This is a genomic window from Metabacillus lacus, from assembly GCF_009674805.1.
Taxonomy (GTDB): Bacteria; Bacillota; Bacilli; order Bacillales; family Bacillaceae; genus Metabacillus_C; species Metabacillus_C lacus.
In genome coordinates, this window is sequence record NZ_WKKI01000050.1 from 1 (window position 1) to 23,072 (window position 23,072).

Annotated in this window: 29 protein-coding genes; 14 read left to right on the top strand and 15 right to left on the bottom strand. The window is 43.1% G+C overall.

Annotation, left to right across the window (positions count from 1 at the left end; genetic code table 11):
- Positions 1-612: 612 nt before the first annotated feature.
- From GJU40_RS17455 to GJU40_RS17465, 3 genes are read left to right on the top strand one after another with little or no spacing between them, the layout of a single operon-like run.
- Complete coding sequence (locus GJU40_RS17455; RefSeq protein WP_154309349.1) at positions 613-2,319, top strand: molecular chaperone HscC; 1,707 nt, start codon at positions 613-615, stop codon at positions 2,317-2,319.
- Complete coding sequence (locus GJU40_RS21400) at positions 2,316-4,136, top strand: tetratricopeptide repeat protein (RefSeq protein WP_154309350.1); 1,821 nt, start codon at positions 2,316-2,318, stop codon at positions 4,134-4,136. The genes GJU40_RS17455 and GJU40_RS21400 overlap by 4 nt, the downstream gene beginning before the upstream one ends.
- 16 nt (positions 4,137-4,152) lie before the next feature.
- Positions 4,153-4,809 carry a DUF1266 domain-containing protein gene (locus GJU40_RS17465; RefSeq protein WP_154309351.1) on the top strand — a complete coding sequence of 219 codons (657 nt, stop codon included), beginning with the start codon at positions 4,153-4,155 and terminating at the stop codon, positions 4,807-4,809.
- 182 nt (positions 4,810-4,991) lie between these two features.
- Here GJU40_RS17465 and GJU40_RS17470 read toward each other — a convergent pair whose 3' ends face one another.
- Positions 4,992-5,177 carry a gamma-type small acid-soluble spore protein gene (locus GJU40_RS17470; RefSeq protein ID WP_154309352.1) on the bottom strand — a complete coding sequence of 62 codons (186 nt, stop codon included), beginning with the start codon at positions 5,175-5,177 and terminating at the stop codon, positions 4,992-4,994.
- A 152-nt stretch (positions 5,178-5,329) separates the two neighbouring features.
- Between GJU40_RS17470 and GJU40_RS17475 the strand changes: the two genes are divergently transcribed.
- Entirely contained in the window at positions 5,330-5,554 is a 225-nt protein-coding gene (locus GJU40_RS17475) for a hypothetical protein (RefSeq protein ID WP_154309353.1), read from the top strand.
- Positions 5,555-5,558: 4 nt separating this feature from the next.
- Here GJU40_RS17475 and mutY read toward each other — a convergent pair whose 3' ends face one another.
- Positions 5,559-6,659, bottom strand: coding sequence for an A/G-specific adenine glycosylase (gene mutY, locus GJU40_RS17480; RefSeq protein ID WP_343031601.1), 1,101 nt, complete (start codon positions 6,657-6,659; stop codon positions 5,559-5,561).
- A gap of 98 nt (positions 6,660-6,757) precedes the next feature.
- Here mutY and GJU40_RS17485 point away from each other — a divergent pair, with 98 nt between their 5' ends.
- Positions 6,758-7,744 carry a metal-dependent hydrolase gene (locus GJU40_RS17485; RefSeq protein ID WP_154309355.1) on the top strand — a complete coding sequence of 329 codons (987 nt, stop codon included), beginning with the start codon at positions 6,758-6,760 and terminating at the stop codon, positions 7,742-7,744.
- A gap of 677 nt (positions 7,745-8,421) precedes the next feature.
- On the opposite strand, the gene GJU40_RS17490 is transcribed toward GJU40_RS17485, so the two are convergent.
- Entirely contained in the window at positions 8,422-8,691 is a 270-nt protein-coding gene (locus GJU40_RS17490; RefSeq protein ID WP_154309356.1) for a YfhJ family protein, read from the bottom strand.
- 102 nt (positions 8,692-8,793) lie between these two features.
- On the opposite strand from GJU40_RS17490, the gene sspK reads away from it, so the two are divergent.
- On the top strand, positions 8,794-8,955 hold the full coding sequence (gene sspK / locus GJU40_RS17495; protein WP_154309357.1) for a small, acid-soluble spore protein K: 162 nt from the start codon (positions 8,794-8,796) through the stop codon (positions 8,953-8,955).
- Positions 8,956-9,961: 1,006 nt separating this feature from the next.
- Here the strand turns inward: sspK and GJU40_RS17500 are convergent.
- Positions 9,962-10,288, bottom strand: coding sequence for a YfhH family protein (locus tag GJU40_RS17500; protein ID WP_154309358.1), 327 nt, complete (start codon positions 10,286-10,288; stop codon positions 9,962-9,964).
- Between the two features lie 121 nt (positions 10,289-10,409).
- Positions 10,410-11,222, bottom strand: a complete 813-nt coding sequence (gene recX, locus GJU40_RS17505) for a recombination regulator RecX (protein WP_154309359.1) — start codon at positions 11,220-11,222, stop codon at positions 10,410-10,412.
- Positions 11,223-11,357: 135 nt separating this feature from the next.
- On the opposite strand from recX, the gene GJU40_RS17510 reads away from it, so the two are divergent.
- From GJU40_RS17510 to GJU40_RS17530, 5 genes are all read left to right on the top strand, one after another.
- The gene (locus GJU40_RS17510) at positions 11,358-12,254 is read left to right on the top strand and encodes a TIGR01777 family oxidoreductase (protein ID WP_154309360.1); all 897 of its coding nucleotides are present in this window, start codon (positions 11,358-11,360) and stop codon (positions 12,252-12,254) included.
- A 28-nt stretch (positions 12,255-12,282) separates the two neighbouring features.
- Positions 12,283-13,431, top strand: a complete 1,149-nt coding sequence (locus GJU40_RS17515; RefSeq protein WP_154309361.1) for an amidohydrolase — start codon at positions 12,283-12,285, stop codon at positions 13,429-13,431.
- A 249-nt stretch (positions 13,432-13,680) separates the two neighbouring features.
- Positions 13,681-14,235: a GNAT family N-acetyltransferase gene (locus tag GJU40_RS17520; RefSeq protein WP_343031605.1), complete on the top strand. Its 555-nt coding sequence runs from the start codon at positions 13,681-13,683 to the stop codon at positions 14,233-14,235.
- A 104-nt stretch (positions 14,236-14,339) separates the two neighbouring features.
- On the top strand, positions 14,340-14,471 hold the full coding sequence (locus tag GJU40_RS17525; protein WP_154309363.1) for a YfhE family protein: 132 nt from the start codon (positions 14,340-14,342) through the stop codon (positions 14,469-14,471).
- Between the two features lie 76 nt (positions 14,472-14,547).
- Positions 14,548-14,709, top strand: a complete 162-nt coding sequence (locus tag GJU40_RS17530) for a YfhD family protein (RefSeq protein ID WP_154309364.1) — start codon at positions 14,548-14,550, stop codon at positions 14,707-14,709.
- A 255-nt stretch (positions 14,710-14,964) separates the two neighbouring features.
- On the opposite strand, the gene GJU40_RS17535 is transcribed toward GJU40_RS17530, so the two are convergent.
- The 5 genes from GJU40_RS17535 to GJU40_RS17555 all read right to left on the bottom strand — a co-directional run bounded on the left by GJU40_RS17535 (position 14,965) and on the right by GJU40_RS17555 (position 18,996).
- Positions 14,965-15,573, bottom strand: coding sequence for a hypothetical protein (locus tag GJU40_RS17535; RefSeq protein WP_154309365.1), 609 nt, complete (start codon positions 15,571-15,573; stop codon positions 14,965-14,967).
- A 41-nt stretch (positions 15,574-15,614) separates the two neighbouring features.
- Positions 15,615-16,724, bottom strand: coding sequence for a nitric oxide synthase oxygenase (locus GJU40_RS17540; protein WP_343031602.1), 1,110 nt, complete (start codon positions 16,722-16,724; stop codon positions 15,615-15,617).
- Positions 16,725-16,943: 219 nt separating this feature from the next.
- Positions 16,944-17,396 carry a hypothetical protein gene (locus GJU40_RS17545; RefSeq protein WP_154309366.1) on the bottom strand — a complete coding sequence of 151 codons (453 nt, stop codon included), beginning with the start codon at positions 17,394-17,396 and terminating at the stop codon, positions 16,944-16,946.
- A 212-nt stretch (positions 17,397-17,608) separates the two neighbouring features.
- Positions 17,609-18,325, bottom strand: a complete 717-nt coding sequence (locus GJU40_RS17550; RefSeq protein WP_246188414.1) for a YwaF family protein — start codon at positions 18,323-18,325, stop codon at positions 17,609-17,611.
- 17 nt (positions 18,326-18,342) lie between these two features.
- Positions 18,343-18,996: a GDSL-type esterase/lipase family protein gene (locus tag GJU40_RS17555; RefSeq protein ID WP_154309367.1), complete on the bottom strand. Its 654-nt coding sequence runs from the start codon at positions 18,994-18,996 to the stop codon at positions 18,343-18,345.
- 172 nt (positions 18,997-19,168) lie between these two features.
- Here GJU40_RS17555 and GJU40_RS17560 point away from each other — a divergent pair, with 172 nt between their 5' ends.
- Entirely contained in the window at positions 19,169-19,672 is a 504-nt protein-coding gene (locus GJU40_RS17560; protein WP_154309368.1) for a hypothetical protein, read from the top strand.
- A 153-nt stretch (positions 19,673-19,825) separates the two neighbouring features.
- Here the strand turns inward: GJU40_RS17560 and GJU40_RS17565 are convergent, their stop codons facing one another.
- From GJU40_RS17565 to GJU40_RS17575, 3 genes are all read right to left on the bottom strand, one after another.
- Positions 19,826-20,563: a general stress protein gene (locus GJU40_RS17565; RefSeq protein ID WP_154309369.1), complete on the bottom strand. Its 738-nt coding sequence runs from the start codon at positions 20,561-20,563 to the stop codon at positions 19,826-19,828.
- A gap of 67 nt (positions 20,564-20,630) precedes the next feature.
- Complete coding sequence (locus GJU40_RS17570; protein WP_154309370.1) at positions 20,631-20,783, bottom strand: hypothetical protein; 153 nt, start codon at positions 20,781-20,783, stop codon at positions 20,631-20,633.
- Positions 20,784-20,957: 174 nt separating this feature from the next.
- The gene (locus tag GJU40_RS17575; protein WP_154309371.1) at positions 20,958-21,260 is read right to left on the bottom strand and encodes a hypothetical protein; all 303 of its coding nucleotides are present in this window, start codon (positions 21,258-21,260) and stop codon (positions 20,958-20,960) included.
- A gap of 122 nt (positions 21,261-21,382) precedes the next feature.
- Between GJU40_RS17575 and GJU40_RS17580 the strand changes: the two genes are divergently transcribed.
- Positions 21,383-21,715 (top strand): hypothetical protein, encoded by a 333-nt coding sequence (locus GJU40_RS17580; protein WP_246188415.1) that lies wholly within the window; start codon positions 21,383-21,385, stop codon positions 21,713-21,715.
- Between the two features lie 189 nt (positions 21,716-21,904).
- Here GJU40_RS17580 and GJU40_RS17585 read toward each other — a convergent pair whose 3' ends face one another.
- Complete coding sequence (locus tag GJU40_RS17585; protein ID WP_154309372.1) at positions 21,905-22,105, bottom strand: DUF2188 domain-containing protein; 201 nt, start codon at positions 22,103-22,105, stop codon at positions 21,905-21,907.
- A gap of 65 nt (positions 22,106-22,170) precedes the next feature.
- Positions 22,171-22,761 (bottom strand): DNA-3-methyladenine glycosylase, encoded by a 591-nt coding sequence (locus GJU40_RS17590; RefSeq protein WP_343031603.1) that lies wholly within the window; start codon positions 22,759-22,761, stop codon positions 22,171-22,173.
- A 217-nt stretch (positions 22,762-22,978) separates the two neighbouring features.
- On the opposite strand from GJU40_RS17590, the gene GJU40_RS21590 reads away from it, so the two are divergent.
- A partial coding sequence (locus GJU40_RS21590) for a GrpB family protein (protein ID WP_425481240.1) occupies positions 22,979-23,072 on the top strand: 94 nt, incomplete at its 3' end.

Sequence of the window (23,072 nt, forward strand, 5' to 3'; positions counted from 1 at the left end):
CAAATATAATTCTTTTGTGGCACAAGAATCAAACCAATTTTCATTCCTGGCGGTGACCAGTAGGTCATGTTTGATTCCTCCGTCTATTGCCGGCCCGCTGTTTAGGGTGTAACCGGTATCCGGGATGTAATGAATGCGACAACAGGCTAAATAAGCGGAAGATTTCCGCTTAACTAGCATTTTGACCTTTTTTTGGGCGATTTAAGGGTAGGATTTCCGGTTATTGTCTTAAAAGTCATTAGAATCAAGCTCTTTATAGCCCATAGACGTAATTCCTCCTTTTATTTCAAGCTTTTTTAGATGGATTTTTCACATAAGCGGAATTCCTACGTCTATTGCCGGCCCGCTGTTTGCTTGTCAAAGGTTTCCAAGGTTTGAACTGATTACTGGCCGCTAGTTAAGCGGAAGATTTCCGCTTAGTAATCATTTTGCGAAAAAAACACCCTCTGTTTCCACCCGGCTGCGGCTGAACATCTTTTCGACACGAAATCCATCATTAACTGGTATTCAACAGGTGTTTTTTTTTGCTAAAACATGCTGTATACAGTAAGCTAGAATCATATTTTCCTATATTTGTAGAATTTTACCACAAATAGTAAAGGAGTAAGAAATATGACAACAATCGGCATAGATCTTGGAACTTCTAACAGCCTGGCTGCTTATTGGACAGAAGATGGCCCGAGGATAATTCCCAATGTACTTGGCAGCCATTTGACACCGTCCATTGTCAGCGTGGATGACAACGGTGAAATTTTGATAGGCGAGGTGGCTAAAGAACGGCTCATTACCCACCCGCACCACACTGCTTCGACATTCAAGCGCCACATGGGAACGAATAAAGTCTACAAGCTTGGTTCTTACAATTTAACACCTGAAGAACTTTCATCCTTCGTCTTGCAATCTTTGAAAATTGATGCGGAATCTTTTCTGGGTGAAACAATCACTGATGCTGTTATCAGCGTTCCCGCTTATTTTAACGATCAGCAGAGGAAAGCGACCAAACGGGCAGCGGAACTTGCCGGCCTAACCGTCACCCGCCTCATCAGCGAGCCGACCGCTGCAGCCATTGCCTATGGTTTTCATCAAAAAGGCAGTGATACAAAATTCCTCGTCTTTGACCTTGGCGGAGGTACGTTCGATGTCTCAATTCTCGAGCTTTTTGAAGAGGTTATGGAGGTAAAGTCGATCACAGGTGACAACTTCCTTGGTGGAGAAGACTTTACGGAACTTTTAATGAACCATTTTATCCATACTGTAAAAATTGATCCTGCAGAACTCGACGCCCATGCTCTATCGATGCTTTTCAAGCAGGCGGAAAAATGTAAGAGACACCTTGCCGAAAATCATCAGAACTACAGGATGGTGCTGCAGGTACAAGGCTTTACTCATAAAATGGAAGTCAATCGCAGCCTTTTTGACAAACTTGCACAGCCGCTTATGCTTCGGATTCGCAACCCGATTCAGCGTGCGCTTCGAGATGCCGAACTTCGGACGGACGATATCGACGCCATCATCTTGATTGGCGGAGCAACAAGGATGCCAATTATTAAAACAGCAGTTACCAAAATGTTCGGCCGCCTTCCGTTTCTATCCATCCACCCTGATGAGGCGGTCGCTCTTGGTACCGCTGTACAAGTGGCGCTGAAGGAGCGCAACGAGGCTGTCCAAGAGCTGATTTTGACAGATGTCTGCCCATACACATTGGGCACGGATGTTGCCATTAAGATCGATCATGACCATTACACCGGTGGATACTTTATGCCGATTATCGAGCGGAACACCCCCATCCCGGTAAGCCGTGTCGAGCGCTTGTACACTCTTCATGATCAGCAGAAACTGCTCAGTATCGGCATTTACCAGGGAGAAAGCAGGCATGTTGACAACAATTTGAAACTTGGTGAAATGGAATTGCACATACCTCCTGCTCCAGCTGGTGAGATATGCGTGGATGTTCGCTATACATATGATGTCAACGGCCTTCTTGAAGTGGAAACGACGGTGGTAAGCACTGGTGAAAAGAAACAAATGCTGATTGAGCAGAATGAGGGCAGCATGACCAAAGAGGAAATGGCAGAACGGATGAAACAGCTGAAGGGACTCAAAATACATCCGAGGGAGCGGACTGAAAACCGCCTGCTTCTGGCCCGTGGAGAGCGTCTATATGAAGAAGCGCTCGGTGAACTCCGCCAAATCATTGCCAGCACGATGGATAAGTTCGAACAGATCCTTTCCACTCAGGATGAGCAGAAAATAAAGAGTGCAGCTGTCTCTTTTAAAGAGGCGCTGGATCAATTCGAAGGGTGGATTGAATTGGAATGAATCATCATTGGAGGATATTAGGGATTGAGCCAACAGATGATCTTTCTGCCATCAAGAAAGCCTATTCGAAAAGATTGAAGCTTTACCATCCCGAGGATGACCCTGCAGGCTATCAACAGCTGCGGGAAGCCTACGACTTTTTGTCAAAAGAAACAAAAAGGAAGCAAAAGCAGCCTGTCTTAGCAGTGGCTGCGGAGGAAAATAACCTCTATGAAGCCCAGGAGGAAAGGGTTCTTGTTGCTCAGCCTGAAAGTGCAGAAGATGAAGGGTTTTCTATTGATACTGAGCTTGAAAGTGCTGAGGCTGAAAGTGCAGAAGATGAAAGGTTTTTTATTGATACTCGGCTTGAAAGTGCTGAGGCTGAAAGTGCAGAAGATGAAAGGTTTTTTATTGATACTGAGCTTGAAAGTGCTGAGGCTGAAAGTGCAGAAGATGAAAGGTTTTTTATTGATACTGAGCTTGAAAGTGCTGAGGCTGAAAGTGCTGTCATCGAAACTCAACCTAAAAGTGCCGAGTATGAAAGGATTGTTAACAATACTCAGCCTGAAAGTTCCGAGGCTGACCTCTATTTTGAAGAACACCTTGAGGACTTGGACAGTATGGACACCAGTATCTATACTCCTTCCTTGCTTAATCTGCATGACCATGCGGCACCTGAAGTCGATTCCTGGGTGGCAGTTGATAAACTTCTTCAACGAACTCAAACCCTTTACGATGATTTCCACGCCAGGATCAAGGAGGAAAGCTGGCTGGACTTGCTGAATGATGATGCCCTTTGGAACATGGATCTGAAGTCTGCCGCAAGCGAGGCCCTCTTCGACTTTATTGAAGAAAATCCTTTAGTTCCAAAACGTATTTTTCTCCTCTTGGAAGACCATTTTGGATGGGTAAATAATGACAAGCGCCACTATTCCTCCTCTGAGGAACTTCTACAATCTTTTGAAGGGAGACTCTTGCATTTTCCTGCCCTTTCCTTTGACTTTGTGGCGGGGGCACAAGGTATCGACAGGGACAGTTTCCTGTCTGCCAGGGAGGCTGCCGTCCGCGCCGTCATGCTGGATGATTGGGAAACTGCAGAAATAGAAGCATTCCGGGCTGCCGGTATTTTTTCAAAAGACCCAGACCTGCTCGTAGTCCAAGGAAGAATTTTTTCCCGAAACGGCCGTTTGAATGAAGGAATAACGGCTGTCAGGACGGCAGCCTTGTTACGTCCTGATGATATACAATCAAAAGTCCTCCTTGCCCGTTTCTTAGTTGAGGGAAAGAAATACGATGAAGCCTTAGCGCTATGTGGGGAAATTCTTGAGTTACAGCCGAAGCATCCGGATACGCTCAATTACTATGGAAAAGCACTTTATGGAAAGGGGCGGCTGCAAGACGCCCGGGTTCAATTTCAGAATCTCCAAGCCCTGGCGCCGCACGATGCTGAAGCTATTATCTTTCTGGCTAAAATCAATAAGCAGCTGCTCAAAGATTCTTCAGTATCGGGCAGAACAAGGAAGAAAATCAAGCAGGAGCTCGGCTATCATTCCGTTGCAATTATTATCAGTACTTTCCTCATAAACCAACTGCGAGTGTGGGTTTTCTTTTCTATCATCCTCCACAACCTGGGCTGGCAACTAATCAGGAACACTGCCGAGTCACAGAATATGGGAGTATTAGAACTGATTGGAAAGTCAATTTTGGGCCTTTTCTACAGAGGATTTTCCTTATCTTACTCAACGATTTTCAGTACCTTTGGCTATCTCGCTATGAGCCTTTTCTTTTTATTTTTAATTGTCAGGTACTGGTTCAGAATCCTGCGTCCATTCCGTTAAAAAAGGGGGAATTAATGTGTGGCAAAGCCGAGAACAAAAACAAGCCCGAAAATATATAAAAACATTGGAGTTTTTCACCCTGGTAATGCGAAATGACTACCATCAAGCTGTCAACCGCATAGATGTGAACCGGAATTATTCCAAGATGCTGCTGGCCAATTTTAATATAGTCGATAAAGCCACTGCAAAAGAAAGTATTGACTTGATGCTCCATACAGGCCTAAGAGCGGAATACAACCTATTTAGTAATATGTACGTCTTTATGTCAGAAGGAGAAAAAGACCAGTATACAGCTAATCACACAGATCCCCGGGTGATCTATAAGAACAGCATCGTACGCTATTATTTGAACAGGCTTCCTGCTGCAGGCATAGCCGCCTATGATTATTCCACCGTCATTCTGACGGCGCATGCAGCTTCTATCTTTAGATATATTTCAAGAAAAGAACGGATTGCATACGAACTTGCGGCTGCCAACCTTGCTCAGCAATCCTATTCGAGCTGGGAGGAGTACATCATTGCCCATACATCAGGCTTCCAATTCAGCTGTCCAGATGAGGAACATTTAAAAGCAACCATGCTGATGCATAAATTGAACCTTATTAAAATGATCGCTTACAGGGGCAGCCCGATCTCGAATCTGGATTGGCGGACGAAGCTTGATGTCGTGTGAAATCATCAAACCCTCTTTAAAAACATACACTTACTTTCTGACAATCAGAGCTTTGTTTACTCACCGTTGAGCATTCTGCCTGCCGAAGTCCTGCCTGTTCCGCAAAGACGGACGCCGGGTAATGGCTCACAATGAGAAAGGCGCCTTCCGTAAAGGAAAGCGCCTCGTGTTGGTGATACGTATTAAGAATTTTGTTGTTTGTTAGCTTCTGCTTGACGGTTAGCTTGTTTTACGTGCTGTACGTCAGTTTCGCTAGCGAATTCGCTTCCGAATTGACCTTGACCTTGAGCAGCTTGGCTGTTTTGTTGTCTTACTTCTTGTACGTTAGTACCAGTAGAAGTTTGTTGACCGAATTTGTTGTTTGCCATCGTTTATCACCTCCACGAAACTTATCTTTTCCTACAGGTTTTGAAACTATCCAGCTGTCCAAAAAAAATTTTTTATCCAATTTTTTGCAGATCTGAATAGTTCCTCGCTGCCCTTCAAACACTATCTGTAAAGACGTTAAGGAGGTATATCAATGTATGTAGGAAGAGATATGTCCGAGCTGGGCATGATGTCCAAGAAAGACTGGAAAAACAGTGAGCTTGCCCATTTTCATCATTCTTTTCAGCAAATTATGCCTTATCTGAATGTGGAAGGCCAGACCATTCATCGAGAAATTATTGAAGAAATTCAAACAAGAGGCGGACTTCATCGCAATGAAGCTGATTATACGCACGGTACGGAAGTTAGCTATGATTGATCTGCTAGCTTCTTTGTTCCCCATAAAGCTTTAAAATTTTCTGGTGGGAGACGGGAAATGCATATGCTTCAAGCTCTGCCGGAGAAACTCTCATGAGATCTGAATGAGCCATTTCCCTGCTGTCTGCTGATCCGGTGTAGACAGAAATGTTCCAAATTAAATGAGTAAATATATGCTGAATGGTGCCAGCCAAAGGTCCAATGGCCGCTTTAGCACCATGATTTTCTTCTAAATATGCAACAATCTGTTCTCTGTAGGTGGCCTCGTCCTCCCGGTTCAGCTCCACATTCGGAAACTCCCATAAATTCGCAAGCAAACCATTCTCACTTCTCTTGTTGATATAAAAATATCCCTGCTCATCTGTAAAAATGGCTGCACCCATTTCCACTGCCCTGGCTTTTTTCTTTTTGCTTTTCACAGGCAGTTCTTTTTGAAGGCCTTCTTCATAAGCAGTGCAATGTTCGTTTACAGGACAGATTAAGCAAGCAGGAGAAGTTGGGGTGCAAACGGTGGCCCCAAGTTCCATCAAACCCTGATTAAATTCTGAAGGCTTATCAGGGGAAATCAATTTATAAACAGCCTCTTCAAATATTTTTCTTGTGGAGGGCTTTGCGATATCATCATAAATTCCCAGTACACGGGACAGCACCCTCATGACGTTTCCATCAACAGCTGGCTCCGGAATGCCGTAGGCAATGCTGAGAATTGCTCCCTTTGTATAAGGGCCGACTCCCTTTAGCTTTCCGATTTCCTTTGGATCATTCGGTACGATTCCCTGATATTGTTCATGCACCTCTTTGACAGCCGACTGAAGATTTCTGACCCGGGAATAATACCCCAATCCTTCCCATGCTTTTAACACTTCTTCTTCGTCAGCCTCAGCAAGAGCTTGGATAGAGGGAAATTTTTCGATAAAATTTAAAAAGTAAGGAATGACTGTTTCAACCCTTGTTTGCTGAAGCATAATTTCAGATACCCAAATCTTGTATGGGTCCTGATCCTTTCTCCATGGCAAGTCTCTCTTTTGCAGCTCATACCATGTAATTAAGTCGGTTTGAAAGGCTTTTTCCTGAAAGCCATGTAGATATTGTTCTATTTGCGACACGTGACTGCTGCCTCCAATTCCAATGTTATGATTTTGTGAAAAAGGGGAAAACGAAAGATAAGCATAATGATTTACACCGTTGTAAGGAGGTTGAGTCATTGGATACTGGAACTCATCTGGTAATGGGAATTGCACTCGGCGGCCTTGCAACCCTTGATCCAGCTGTAGGGGTTGACTCTCCTACTGCCCAAGCCGTCATGATTGGTGCAATTATCGGGTCTCAAGCACCTGACATTGATACCGTTCTTAAGTTAAGAAATAATGCAAAGTATATAAGAAACCACCGCGGCATTACCCATTCAATTCCTGCAATCCTTTTGTGGACTGCTTTAATTACTGGAATGCTGACTATTTTCATTCCCGAAGCCAACCTGCTTCACTTGTCACTTTGGGTATTTGCAGCCGTTTTTCTGCATGTGTTTGTTGATATTTTCAACGCGTACGGTACTCAGGCGCTCAGGCCGTTCTCAAAGAAATGGGTCGCTCTCGGCGTGATTAATACCTTTGACCCTTTCATTTTTTTCATCCACATAGCTGGTATTATGGCATGGTACATGGGTGTTTCAGCAGGAATCTCATTTCTATCCGTCTATGTAATCCTGGTCGGATACTATCTGCTTAGATTTGCCATGAAACAAGCAATTTTCAAACATGTTCATGAAAAAATTCGGCATGTTGAAAAAATTATTATTTCACCATCTTATAGATTTCGCAGCTGGCACCTTGCCATCGTAGCAAGTGAATACTTCTATGTTGCCAAAATGATCAATGGCAAACTGCTGGTGCTGGATAAGTTCAAGCGAATAGAGCTGCCTGACAATTCAATCATGAATGCGGCAAAGCAGGATGAAAACATCTCTGCATTCCTATCATTTTCGCCTGTTTATAAATGGGAAGTGATTGAATACAACGATCACATTGAAGTTCGCTTTATTGACCTTCGCTATAGGAGCAAAGAATATTATCCCTTTGTCGCCATTGTTCAGCTAGACCTCAATTTTAACATAGTCAGTTCCTATACAGGATGGATTTTCAGCGAGGAAAAACTTAGAAGAAAACTCGAACTGCTGCCGGATCAAACATAAGAGAGTATATAGCTTTATATAGGATGGCAGTCCAGGCTTGGACTGCTATTGTTGATGGTCTGGTATTTGGAGATTTTGAATAGTTTGATACCGCCCAAAAGAAGGCGGGAATTACAGTTAAGCGGAAATCTTCCGCTTATTTAGCCCGTACCATTCATTTGACCTTCTGATTACCTTTGGCACCCAAGCAGCCGGCCAACCATAGCCGGAGCAATTCCGCTTATTTAAAAATTTCATTAAAAAAAGACGGTAATAAACGGAAGAATTCCGACTAAGAGGTTCAAAAAGCTTAAAAAAGAGCCTTTTTAAGACGATAATCGGAAATCCTACCCTTATATCGCCTAAAAAAAGGCGGGAATTACAGTTAAGCGGAAATCATCCGCTTATTTAGCCTGTACCATTCATTTAACCTTCTGACTACCTTTATCACCCAAGCAGCCGGCCAGCCGTAGCCGGAGGAATTCCGCTTATTTAAAAATTCCACTAATAAAAGCCGGGAATAAACGGAAGAATTCCGACTAAGAGGTTCAAAAAGCTTAAAAAAGAGGCTTTTTAAGACGATAACCGGAAATCCTACCCTAATATCTCCAAAAAAAAAAGGCGGAATTTACAGTTAAGCGGAAAACTTCCGCTTATATAACTTGTACCCAATGAATCAAGCCTCCATGCAGTACCTTTTAATGCTTGAGATAGTCATTTCTATTTAAAAGATCCTTGTACTTAGGGTTTGTGGCAACAAATTCATGGAGCCTGTCACCATGATTCTGAATATACCTGACTACAACCTGCTCGGTCATTTCCTTTCCTTTGTACTCACGCCCTGCTTTTGCATAAGTTGCTTCAAAATCTTCCCACAAAAGCTCAACCCAGGTACGTGCCTGTGCATAGGATAGCTGTTCATTTTTCTCAAGAAGCATATTGGTTAACCGTTCAAAATATGTTTCCAAAATTATCACCTCTCACATATAATTCCCGCCGATAGTTTTCTCTAAAACAAATCATACTAAGTGTGCGCTCTCTTGCGTATCCCTGGAAATGGAGGTTTTACAATGCCGGAATCAGGCTACAAGCATAACAAAGACAATGACTTCTATCCAAGGGCAAAAGCAGAATTTGCCTCCAAAAGAGCGGACGGAACAACCAACACGCGTCCTCAAGAGCGAATGAGAGCCTCGGGCCAAAGGCAAGTCCCGCAAACTATGGAGGATTAATAGAAAAGCGGAAGGCGCCCGTTTAGCGGCGACAAGCATAAGACGAGCATCTCTAAAAGGCGTTCTTTGCCTTTTTGAGGTGATTGGCTTATGACCTCGAGCCGCTGGCGCCTGGAGCTGGACAATGTAGAAAAGCGGAAGGCGCCGTTTTAAAGGAAGTCATGCTAAGAGCGCCACGTCCTGTGGCAACGCATGACTGTCCGACGTCGTGTCGGGCTGCGACAAGCATAAGACAGCTTGGGCAGGAGGGCGCTCTTTGCACTTATGGCCAAGACAGCTTATGACCTCGAGCGGCTGGCCGGTGAAGCTGGACAATAGAAAAGCGGAGGCAGCTTGCAAGGCCTGACAAGCATAAGACAGCTTGGGCAGGAGGTCGCTCTTTGACCTCTTGACCAAGATGGCTTATGACCTCGAAGGCCTAGCTGCCGGAGCTGGACAATAGAAAAGCGGAGGCAGCTTGCCAGGCCAGACAAGCATAAGCCAAGCTGGAATGAAGGTTGTTCTTTAACCTTCAGGCCAGATTGGCTTATGACCTCGAGGGCCTAGCTGCCGGAGCTGGACAATAGAAAAGCGGAAGGCGCCCGTTTAGCGGCGACAAGCATAAGACGAGCATCTCTAAAAGGCGTTCTTTGCCTTTTTGAGGTGATTGGCTTATGACCTCGAGCCGCTGGCGCCTGGAGCTGGACAATGTAGAAAAGCGGAACCGGCCTGCTCAGCCGCGACAAGCATAAGATGGCTTGGACGTAAGGGCGCTCTTTGCCCTTATGGCCAAGACAGCTTATGACCTCGAAGGCCTAGCTGCCGGAGCTGGACAATAGAAAAGCGGAAGGCGCCGTTTTAAAGGAAGTCATGCTAAGAGCGCCACGTCCTGTGGCAACGCATGACTGTCCGACGTCGTGTCGGGCTGCGACAAGCATAAGACAGTTTGGGCAGGAGGTCGCTCTTTGACCTCTTAACCAAGATGGCTTATGACTTCAATAATCTTCTCATTGAAAAGGACAATACGCTAAATCGTATTGTCCTTTTTAAGCATTGAAATTGGCAGCGCCACTTCCTTTTCAGGTGCTGACGTTCGGTGACCCCATGCGAAGATTCCGTTCATATAGTCAATTTTGAACGTATCGCCTGGTGCTCCCTCTATTTCGAGAACTTCTCCTGGAGTATAGTCTGCGGGATTCAGCAGATAAGATTGAGCCATCGCAATTTTTCTTTCCAACACAGCATATTCGTTAATGATGCCCAGCTGCTCCGCTTTTCTTGCTTTCTCTTTCAGGGCCGCAATTTCGTTATTTAATTCATATGGCGTTAATTCGCTATAGCGTTTGCTCTGCATGTTAAATTCCCCTTATGTCCATTTAGGTAAAGCCTCTACAATAAAGTATAAACCAGACAAAGGAAGTGGACAAATCCCGGCACCCCAGCAAAACGCCACAAACCTAAGCACCTTCCTTCCCTCACTCTCCCGCATCATCGAGATACCTGTCAATTAAGGAAATCGGGAATCCTTTGCGGTACAGAAATTGTTTCATTTTCATTTTGTTGGTGTATTCATCCTCGCTCTGGTATTTGTGCTTTACTTTTTCAGCCTGCGTGATGAGAGCCTGCATTTCAAGGTCTTCGTCTTTTTCCAGCTCCATCTCCAGCTCTTCCATGCAGATGGAGATGACATCATAGGAGAATCCTTTTCTGATCAGCATTTGTTCAAGCTTTTGTTTTTGCTGAACAGATGAGATAAGCTTGTCTGCTTTCAAATTCTTGTTGCAATGTTTTAACGCTTCTTCTATTTGTGCCTCCATGCTGTACTGTTCAAGAGATGTTAGGATCTGTTCCTGCTGAATTCCTTTTGCATACAGCTCCTGTTTGATTACCTCCGGGCCTTTTCCGCTGCTTTTCCATTGTGACCTGACAAAGGCATCTGCAAATTCGCCATCATTCACGTAATTGTATTCTTTCAACCTGTGGATTACCTCATGTACAATCGATTCATCCACTTCTTTTTTAGCCAGATAATCCCTGATTTCCTTGGCTGATCTCATCCGGTATCCCAGATATTCAATCGCCTTATTAAAAGCTTTTTTCACATCGTCACCGTATTGAATTTCAGCAATATCCAGCTCGTCCAGTTCCTTGCCTTTTCGCAGTCCAAATCTGATTAAGACATCCTGGTCAACACTAAAAGCATATTCCTCACCTTTGCCGCGGTCTAAATACACATTGAACCTGTCCTCATTTTTCAATTGGGAAGAAATTTTTGTTACGATAGCCATAAAGGGTACCTTCCTTTTTTATAGTATCTATATTTTATCACTGTCTGAAGAGAGGAAGTAAAGGGAAAAGAGTTGTAAAGATGGTATTTAATCCAAAGAGGGTAAAGTAAATTCAAAACGCAGAGGGGTGGCACGATGAAGATCGCAATTGCAGGAGGTTCCGGCTTTATAGGAAAGCATCTGGCTGATGCACTCTTGAAGGAAGGCCATGAAGTTTTTATCTTGACTCGAAGCAGGAAAAATTCTTCAAATGGCATACAGTATGTTCAGTGGATGAGTGAAGGTACATCTCCTGAATCGGAGTTGAAAGACACTGATGTTTTTATCAACTTGGCGGGAAAGTCCATCAATACCCGCTGGACAGAACAAGCAAAAAAAGAGATTATCGACAGCAGAGTGAAAGCAGCACGGGAGACAGGCCGTATTCTCAGCGTGCTGGAAAGCAAACCAGCAACTTTGATTAATGCCAGTGCAGTAGGAGCTTATGGGGCTGATGTCACACAAAGCTTTACTGAAGATTCCCCTGTCGCTGACGAGGACTTTCTCTCTCATACGGTAAGAATTTGGGAAGAAGAAGCAAAAAACGCAGCGGCACCGGGAATGAGGACGGTGCTATGCAGATTTGGCATCATCCTGGATCAACATGACGGCGCCCTTCCACCGATGCTTCTACCGTACAAATTATTTGCAGGCGGAACAGTGGGGAGCGGGGAACAGTGGCTCTCTTGGATTCACATTCAGGACGTTGTCAAATTGATCTTGTTTGTCATACAGGAGGAAAGCATAGAGGGGCCGGTAAATTTCACTTCACCTAATCCTGTCCAAATGAAAGAGTTCGGAAAAACCATTGCAAAGGTCACTGGAAAACCGCACTGGCTGCCCGCTCCTTCCTTCGCCATTAATACTCTAATGGGCGAAATGAGCGACCTGATTTTGAAAGGACAGAGAGTTCTTCCAAAGAAAGCGCTTGAGCATGGCTACAGCTTTCATTTTCCAGACCTTGAACATTCCCTTAAAAACATAATAAAATAGGAGTATCACATACGAACAGGAGAACTTCATGGCATCAACTATTTTTAAAAATGCAACTATTTATCCTATTATCGGGAACGTGCAGTATGGGGCTGACTTGCTTGTTGAGAACGGGAAAATTTCCGCTATTGGAAAAAATCTCCCTGCTCCATCTGAAGCTGCAGTAATCCACTGCAAAGATCTCTTTTTATTTCCAGGCCTGATTGATGTGCACACACACATCGGGCTTTATGATGAAGGAACAGGCTGGGCCGGCAACGATGCTAATGAAACGATAGAACCGCTAACACCCCATATCAGAGCTTTGGACAGTGTCCATCCCCTGGATCCCGCTTTTAAAGATGCAATTGCTTATGGCATCACTTCTGCGCATATTATGCCCGGGAGCGCAAATGTGATTGGAGGCACAACGTCAGTCATTAAAACAGCGGGAGTAAATATCTCCTCGATGATTATCCAGGAAACGGCCGGCCTGAAAATTGCACTTGGCGAAAATCCAAAACGTATCCACAGTCAGGGAAACAAAGACTCTATCACACGAATGGGAATTATGGGAATGCTGCGGGAAGCTTTTTATAATGCGAAAAAAGATCTGGAGCCTGACAATTTCAGGTGCCTTTCCATTAAAAAAGCGCTCAGAAGAGAAATTCCTGTCAGAATTCATGCCCACCGTGCAGATGATATTCTTTCTGCAATCAGATTTGCAGAGGAATTTAACCTCGACTATCGAATAGAACATTGTACAGAAGGCCATCTGATTGCGGATGAGTTTATCGGAAAAAATATGAAGGTCAGCGTTGGCCCTACTTTGACAAGAAAGTCAAAAGTCGAGTTGAAAAATAAAAGCTGGAAAACCTATCAGTCCCTTACTGACAGCGGAGTTGAAGTATCGATCACCACCGATCATCCCTACACGCCAATTCAATATTTAAATCTTGCGGCTTCGTTGGCTGTCAGAGAAGGTCTTTCAGAAAAGGCTGCCCTTGAAGGCATCACGATTAACCCTGCCAGAAACCTAAGATTAGAGCATAAAATAGGAAGTCTGGAGCCAGGAAAAGATGCTGATATTGTGCTTTGGAATCACCACCCTTTTCATTATTTGGCAAAGCCAAAGCTCACCATGATTGATGGAAAAATCGTCTTTACAGAGGACCGTTTTTTGGATGAAAATTCATGACAAAAATTACTAAGAATTCTTTAAAAAAATTTACAAAAAAACAGTTTCATTTTAAATAAAATTCGAGTATTATACGTATGGAAGACAAACTCAAACTTCATGATATCTATTGGTTGGGAAGGCAAATGGTGCGCCACCAGTTTACTGGTTCTAGTGGGTTCGATTCCCACCCCGAAATTTTTTGCAACTTAAAAAATTTCGAGGGTGTGGGCTTAGTGTGAGCGTCTGCCCTCTTTTGGAGGGATAATGGTGCTTAAAAAACGTGATCTTCAAGACGTTTCTTCACTTTTCGAACTAATGGTACACCCTGATGTCTTCCCTTTTGTGCGCCATAAAGCAGCTTCTCAAGAAGAGTATATGTTTTTAACCAAAAGCACGATGGAAGCAGAAGATAGGGGAGAATTGATCTCCCGAACCATCCTTGATGAATGGGGCAGCCCTATTGGAACAATCAGCCTGTTTGATGTTCAGGAAAACGCAGGTTTTCTGGGTACCTGGATTGGCAAGCCTTATCATGGTAAAGGGTATAATCAGCTGGCGAAAGATGCTTTTTTCAGCGAGCTATTTTATGAACTTGGTATTGAAAAGATCTTTCTTCGAATCCGCAAGGTAAACGTCCGTTCTACAAAGGCAGCGGAAAAGCTGCCATATGTGGTCATCGCGAATGAAACACATCAGACACTGCTGGATGAAATTAATCAGGGTGAGGATATTTATAACCTGTTTGAAATATCAAAAGATCTTTACACATTATATACAATGCGCCATACTGCTGCAGATGAGCAGCACTTGAAAGAGGCGTGACAATATCGCATCCTGCCGTTTGGCAGGGTGCTTTGTTTTGTATGAAGGTGAGCAATTTTGTCGAGAATAGTTCTGTTTCTATTTTTTGCAAAGGAGTGACTCACATGGCGGAAAAGAAAAGACGAGATCAAGCTCGCAACACTCTCTCCAGAACGCAGGAAGTAATTTATCAGAGAGAATTCAAGGCTGCTGACCGTGCATTCAACGAAACAGCAAACCAGCGGTCACGGCACTAACATTTTTCATGTTTTTTGAAAAAGGCGGCATTCTAACAAGGAACTCTCTTAGTTTCTAACAAAGGAGGCAAATATCTTGGCAAAAGACAGAAAAGCAAAGCTTCCTCAGGTACCTGAAAACCAAAAAATTCAACCTGACGGAATTGACGAAGAATTCTCAAAAGAATTAGCGGATCATGATGACGTTGAAGCGCAAGCTCGTGCATCAGCAGCGGACGAACGTGTAAAAGGGGAATAATGCTATACAAAGCTAGTCGTGAATACTTTTTCAACATGCAATGGCAAAAGTTGTGGAAAACTTTATCAACAGGTTGTGGATAAAGTGGATAATTACTGTTGATAACGAGTGGTATTAACTATCTTATCCACAGGTAGAGAAATTAACTAGTGGATGAGTGTTTCCCTGATCTGTTGATAACTAACTTCCTGCATCTGCTGTTTGAGCATTTCATCAGCCAACAAAACCGCACAGATGATAACTTCTGTGCGGTTTCTATTCTTTTTTTATGTGACTTTCATCACTTTTTAATTCAAGATAATGCATATTGTACTCTTCCCCTGTAAAATTCATTACACCTGAAAAACCATGTATCTCCCATTCACCTGCTTCATTTTGACTGAAGATATACTCTCTTTCCCAATTCTCCAGCATGTCATCATCACCTGTGTATGCCTGTTTTATACTCAAATAAGTTGAATGTAAGAATTCATCTTCGTAGTAGCTGCTATGGACAACCGCATCAGTTAATGCAATCTCTTTATGAAACAGGGTTGGATAGAATGTCTCCTCAATAGGCAAAACATCGTGTGCCCTACTGTTCTCTGAATTCTCACTTACAAACATCTTTAAAAAAAGCTGGGCATGCTGTCCAAATTCTTCGGAAAAAGCTTTTTCAAATTCCCTGTATTCCAGCCCTGAGATGGTTTTCTTCATTGCTAATTGAAGAATGAGCTCTTCTTTTTCTTTGATAATTTCAGCAGCTCTATTTCTATCATAATGTAACGTTTCTTCCTCAATCGGTACCATTTTTTCGGAATTATTGCAGCTCGACAATAATCCTGCAGCGATCATCATGACGGTGAATAACAGCAGCTTTTTCATTTTTCCCCTTCTCTCCCGCATTTCCCCCAAAGCAAAAAACTCTACCTGCTTGCAGTGCTGCTGCTTTCATAAGGCAGATCCTGATAAAAGTAATTTGGCTTAACAATTCTGTCTCTATAAGATTTATGGAAGATGTGTGTTGCAGCCGGAGAAACCGGCGGAATCAGCCATGACCAGTCTCCTGTCAACTCTCTTCCGGCTTTGCCTTCCTTTTCCTCAAATTGCTTGAACTGAATAGCAGCGGTGTGGTGGTCCACAATACTGACGCCTTCCTTTTTAAATGAAGACAATACAGCAGCATTCAATTCAACAAGAGCTTTGTCCTTCCACAGCGTAGAAAGACTGGAAGAATCAAGATTTAGGACAGAAGCAATCTTTGGTAGAAAATGATACCTGCTCTCATCAGCAAGATTCCTGGCACCAATTTCCGTCCCCATGTACCATCCGTTAAACGGAGCAGCCGTATAGGATATTCCACCGATTTCAAGCCTCATGTCCGAAATAATTGGAACTGCATACCATTTTATATGTAAATCTTCAAAGCAGCTATATTGAGGGTGAAGAATTCTTACCTCTTTTACTTTTTCTTTTGGGATTGGATATATTTTCGGCTTATTTTTATTTCTTTGAATGACAAGAGGGAGAACATCATAATGTGTTTGCTCGCCCTGCCAGCCGAGGTTCATGAGGGCTTTCGTAAAGCTCAGGGAAGCAGGATCCCCAATCATGCCATGCTCTGTTTGATATCCTGCATAACGAATCAATTGATGGTTCCATATTCTTAAGCTGTGATCAGAGGTTTCAGGAGCAAATATTGTAATAACGGGCCTTATTCTTCCCTCGTTGGTCGCGTAGTCAATATGCCGCAATAAAGCATTGCACATATCATCCTCAGTGTCAGCATTTCTTTCGTCTATTACAGTAAGCGTATTCCAAAACAGCCTGCCGATACAGCGGTTGCTGTTGCGCCACGCCATCTTTGCTCCATGTGAGAGTTCTTCTTTTGTATGTACATAAGTGCCGGTTTGCTCAATAGAAGCTTTAACTTCCAGCAGCCTGCTCTCTAGTTCAGTGTCCGTTTTGCCCAGTTCGCTGTAGCTTGCTCTGATGAATTCTTCGGCATCTTGTTGTATTCTACTGTCATTCCTCACATCTATCCTCCTAATAACTCTTCTGTGAAAAAAGTACGGTCAATCATGTTATCGGTTGTTTCATTTTATTATAGAGTTTGGGTAACCTCTACGTTTTACCTAAAGAATATTTGGGCACTTTTCCCCAGCATTCCTTTCTCCCAGTGTAACACGTTGTTTTTCTCAATAAAATACTAATGAAAAAGCCACAGCAGAAATCTACTGTGGCAGATCTATTGACTATGCAGTTTGCAGGTTGATTGCAGTTCTATAGGAAAACAATGACTGCTCTGCAACTTCATCAAAAAAAGCAGGCTCAATGTCTGTCAGAAGTTCTTTTGCGAACCTCCATGCATTTTCCTCAATCTTCAAAGCTGTCCGGTCTCTTTCCAGCTGAGTAGCTGCGGCTTCAAGCTGATCCGCGAGCAAGGGCAGTTCATCATCCTCAGCGTGACCCAATTCGTGCGCTAAAACAACGAGAGCATAATCCTGCAAACGTTCCAAAGTGCCAAAAAGCTGAAGGCATTGCTGTTTAATCACTTCAATATAAAGAGTTACAGTATGAGTCCCTAAGTGATACTTGCCGCCGACGAGCCTGTTTCCGGGAAAGAAAGATTGATACTGCAGCACTGCTTCGCTGCCGGATTTAGTGTAAAGAGATAGAAGTAGAGGAGCTAAAGTATGATCATTCATATAAACACCTAACTTTAGATAGAGTTAGAAATTATTATATGCAAAAAACTCCTCTTTATGCAACATATTCATTTACCCGAATAAATTTTTTTTAAACCACTATTTTTACAAGCGTTGTGACATCCATCCTTTATGGTGTCAGAAACAGTGTATTTTGAAGTGTTAGCTGAAGAATAAGGAATATTTTTATTTATTTTTCCACTCAAAAGTCCTTAAGACGAATATACCCTCTCTTTTTTCCTCTCCCTGAAGATCAGCCATAACAGCAGAAAAATAGTAAATGCAGCAAGCTCCAGCGTGAGGATATACCAGGGATAGGGACCGAGATAATCCAGCAGACTCCCTGTTTCAGGCTTTCTGCTTAAAAACATGTAGTTGCCGCCTGCAGCATAATTTATGAGAAGAATAACAGGCAGCAGTAAATTGAGAAACAGCATCGTTTTTGCAACAGCCAGGAAAGTGGGCCTGTAGCCCTTGATCCATAAATAATAAAAAGCAATAAATATGATTCCAATATGCGTGTAAAAGAAATGAAAATACCGAAAGTGCGGGAAGTTGACGAATAAAACAGGCGTAAGCAGCGCTTGAACAGCTCCCCCTATTCCAACAAAGAAAACAATATCAAAAATGTTTCTGTTTCCGGTTAAAAGGAGCAGAATCCCAAGGATAAGACTAATGCTGCACAGCTCCAGGGGAAGTGAGTTTGCCACCGTCCACTGCCCAGTACTGATCAGCCAGTAATAGTATAGGGCTTCCACCGCAATCAATGAAATGGCCAATCCTGTTTCAAAGGTCCTTAATCTCAAATTCTTCACTCTTGTTCTTAAAAGATACATGGTGAGAATGATCATCACGAAGAAAACAATTGCTGCAATATGCTCCCCAGAGAACATCACAAAAGGTTCGCTGCCTACAGCATCCATCCACATACATAGTCCTCCTGTTTTCAAGCTAACGGGCTGTAGCCTAAAGCGCTCACTGTTTTTTCCATAAGGGAATATCCTCTTGCGTTCGGATGGATACCATCCTCAGACAAAAGCTCCTTTTCCCGTCCTTTAAAAACAGAATAGATATCAGCTACTTTCACATTTTTATAAGAAGAAAAGCTGTTAATATGCTGATTGAATTTCTGTACTCCGCTGTCCGCCTGCGGTGTGCCCGAAAAAGGATTGTACAGATTAATCATTCTAATGATATATGGCCCTTCACATTCAGCAATCAATGCGTCAATGTGTGTCAGCAACGCAGATATATTTACAGTACACTCTTTAAGAGCTTTGTTCAATATGCCAATTTCTTTCGTCTGCAGAAATAGGCGGGCGGCTCTGATCAGATCATTTCCTCCTGCAGTAATGGTAATGATATCCGCTTCCCGGATTGCTTTTTCAACGCATGGGCTTTTTGAAATCTCCAGTATCTCTCCTGCTGTTGCCCCATTTTTTGCAAACTTATAAAAGCGTACAGGCCTGCAAAGAACCCTGCGGCTTTCAACCAAATACCTTTCTGCAAATCCCTGCTGCCAAAAAGGCACACCTGTACCAACCGTAAGTGAGTCTCCTAAAGCTATATAATCAAGGTCCTTTTCATGCCATTTGTTCATGCTTCACCCCGTAGTCGTTTTTTACATCTATATTCAAAAGGGGTGCAAAACTGTTCTTTTTTTGAAATCAGTAAAATAGAGGGTTTTAAAGGTCTGTCAAGAATATAATGGACATGTTGAATCACAATGAACTATCCCGTTCTGCACCTTAAAATATTATGGAGGTTTTATTTTGTTAACAGTTGAAAATTATATTGATTCTATGAAAGCCAACCTTGAGAAACATTCAAATCTGTTAGTAGCTAACCTTAAAAGTATCATGGCATTCAATTATTCTCCCGAAATAGATTTATTAGATTACACTGCGTTTATTGAGCCAACAAATTTTGAAATCTCTATAGAGCTGTTCTCTATGGATAAAGAAGCGAACGAAGTTTTCAATGATGGGCATGACACAACAATTTTTGCAGGAAGTGTGAATGTCATTTCTGATGTGACTTACTATCAGTTAAAGGAACAATCACTGGATGATTTTTTTGAGCGTTTTTATGAGGAAAACGATCAGGCAATATACGAGTTAGAACAACAAACTTTCACTGATTGGTTTAGTCAATGCTGGGAAGAAGCAGGCGGGTTTTCGGTAAATTACCCAACATATTTTGTTTTCCACGATGATGATAAATCATTTGATTTAAAGAACAAGAAATGGGTGGAGGATGAGGCAAAATGGTCGTGAGCATGAAAGAATGCCTTTCTTTCAAGGCAGCCTCTAGTATTTCTCAAAAAACAGCATAGAAGATTACAGGTATTAAAAACAAAAGGAGGTGTGAATGAAGTTACTCATTCACACCTCCAGATCTTGCTAATTCATTTTTCTCCTAGCTGCAGATTATTGATGGAACTTTCCATTCACACTGCTTGATGAGTCAATTTGAGCATCGCGGAGAGGAATGTTTCTGCGCTCTTCACCCATGCCGTCCTCATCCACTAAGCTGGAAGTTCCTCTTTCGTCAATAGAGTAATCTTTATTCACTCCACCAAGAGAGCCTCCTGTTACATTGTTTTCACCTAGAAACTCGCCACGCACAGCATCTCTCGTACCCAGGCCTCCAGACGTCGCAGCGCCAGTACCGGCTGCCGAACGATCTCGGTCTGTATCATTTCCAAAAGTGCCCGAGCCTCTGTCTTCATCTGTGCCTACAAGAACAAGGATTTTCCCTTCTTTTACATAAGCATCATAACGGTCTGCTTCTTCTTCAGGAACACCAAGTCCAATAAGAGCTCCGGCAATTCCTCCGACGCCTGCTCCTGCCGCCGCTCCTGCTAATGTTGCCGCGAGAGGTCCAGCTGCTACGATAGGTCCAATACCAGGAATTGCTAAAGCGCCAACGCCCGCCAGCAAGCCAGTTAATCCGCCTAATGCTCCGCCTGCTGCTGCTCCGGAAGCTGCACCTTCACCCGTTTTTGTGCCTGTCTCTTCTGTCACTGTATCTACTTCATCAGAATTCTTTCCGATAATGGAAATGTCCTCAGCACGGTAGCCTTGGCTTTTCAGCTCCTCAACTGCACGAATAGCTTCTCTTTCATTATCATAAACTCCTACGATACTTCTATCAAACTTGTCCATATTAACGCCTCCCTATAAGATTTGGTTATACTATTTATTTACCCGTATACAAAAAGGATAAACAATCTTACTTACGTCCTTCTTCCTCCATATATCCGCTTTTCTCCTGATTCTTCTTTCTGAATCTTCTTATCACAAAAAACAATACCACAATTGAAAGTGTAATCCCTACATTCAGGAATCCGCCCACAAATAAGAAGAAGTCTCTTAAAAAGTCCATTTATATCACCTCATATTCATCCTTACCCCGTCTGTCAAGGAATTACTCCTGGAGGAACTCATCGGCTGGTTCGCCAGCATAGTACATCTTTGCATGATAAGAAGATAGATAAACTCTCCCCAGACATAAAAAAAGCCAGGAACCATCCGGGGGATGGGGGTCCTGGCTACCATCTTATTGCTGTGTTTGATTATAATACTGAACGGAGTACTGAGCTCCCTCCGATACCATTTTATTATCTTCAATATCCTGAGGATCCGGGTTGCCGCCTTTAGCGACCGGAAATTCCCTTTGAAGCTTTTTCGTCTTAGAAACATAAGGCAGAATCTTGCTTTTTACATCTTTAGCGAACAGTTTCATCTTTGCCCGTTTTGGTTGATCCTTTAAAAGATAGGAAGCAATACCTACAGTGGATAAAGCTACTCCGGACAGGATCAAGTATTTTTGATTGTTTGCCAAACTGCTTTTCAAGCCCATAGTCATTCTCCTTTCTTTTGTTGATATCATGCTTCTAGGTTATTTACCCTCATACAAACACCCTAAACGAAGTTTTGCATAGGCTGTAGGGATGTTATTACAGCGAAGCAGGTGTATAAAAAATGGTTTATGATTATCAACGACAAATGCTGAGTCCTTTTGGCGGATATGGTTTCGGAGCAGGCTCACCTTACAGCGGTTACGGTGCAGGCATGCAGCAATACGGTTTAGGAACAGGTTACGGTCTGCCTCAATCTTATGGATTCGGTCCCCAAACTCCGGGGTACGGGCAGGGATTCGGACTGCCTTATTCAGGCCAGTTTGGATCTCCTTATTCTTACGGCCAAGGTCCAGGATTCGGCACGCCTTTTTCTGGAGGACCGGGTCAAGGCTTTGGATCTCCTTTTTCCACAGGCTATGGCCAGGGTTACGGGTTTCCGGGACTGGGAAGGTAAAAGGACCAGGGCGATTCTCCATCTTTTCTTCCCAGAATGGAAGTAATAGGGCTATGAAAAGCCAAGTCTTTCAGTATGCTGGTATTGAAAATGTATTTTTTCAAGGGGAAACAGTATTGCAGATTTCGCAAAACTTCCCTAAAACCAAAAAATGACCCAAAGAGCTTCCGCTTTTTGGGTCATCTCGCTTTAGTTGAATCTTCGTTCATCTTCCACATGTAAATCTTCATCATAAATGGTCACCTTGCATGGAACCTTCCCTTTTGCTAGTTCCTCTGCCTCTGAGATTGCCTGTGATTTAGTATCGTACAGCTCGATCGCTGCCACGTCCTCCATCTTTACATACCAGCCTGTGGCATCTTTATTGGGAACAACTGAATATTCTTTCATAAGGCATGCTCCTTTCAAAGTGCTATACCGTTCATTTACCCTTCTGAAAGTGAGCAAAACTCTTTTTACCGGGAGACAAAGGAATTTCCAGCCACCCAAAATCTCCAAGGATATCCTTTCGCTTCTCCTGAATTATCAATCCCAATTCTCGGGCCGGAGGAGATGTTTTCCGGTACATAACCTGGCGCAATATATAATGGAGGCTGAGAAAAGTCACGGCCGTAGTCCCCCATATTGATATTCATTGCTTTCGTCAGTTTTCCCGGCCCATTCGTCAGCTTACGCAAGTCCTCCATTCCCCGTCTTTTCTTCATAAGCTCAACTCCAGATAAAGGCTCTATAGCGCGAATCAGCACTGCTTCTGGTTTTTCCAAAGGGCCGCTGACCACATTCACAAGACAATGCGTGTGTATGACATATGTATAGGCAATGCCATGTTCTCCAAACATGATTTCCGTTCTTTTTGTCCTTCTGTTTCCATAGCTGTGTGCTGCTCTGTCTTCAGGTCCCATATAGGCTTCTGTTTCCACAATATAACCCGCTGAGATCCCTTCTTCTGATTCTTTCACGAGCGTACAGCCGAGAAGTGCTTTTGCCAGCTGAAGGGTCGGCTGCTTGTAAAAACTCTTGCCAAGCGGAATAAAGCGTTCTTCCACATCATCACCCCCTCCTTAAGTTTTCCCTGTTTCAATACCCTGCAATCACTGCATGCTCTTTAGATTAGTTTAATAGGGGTTAGAAGCTAAACCGATAATTGACATTATTGTAGGTGTACAATTTAGGTGAAATATCTAACTTTGTTAGTCCTTTAAGTGTAATAGAATATGTTCCTAAACCTGAGTTTAAAGATAGAAGGTTTTTTAGGAAGGGGTTATCGGGACAAGGCACTGTCATCTTCATGTCTGTGAATTTAATAGCAGTGAGTGGATTGAAAAATTATTGTTTCGTGATTATCTTAGGTTACACC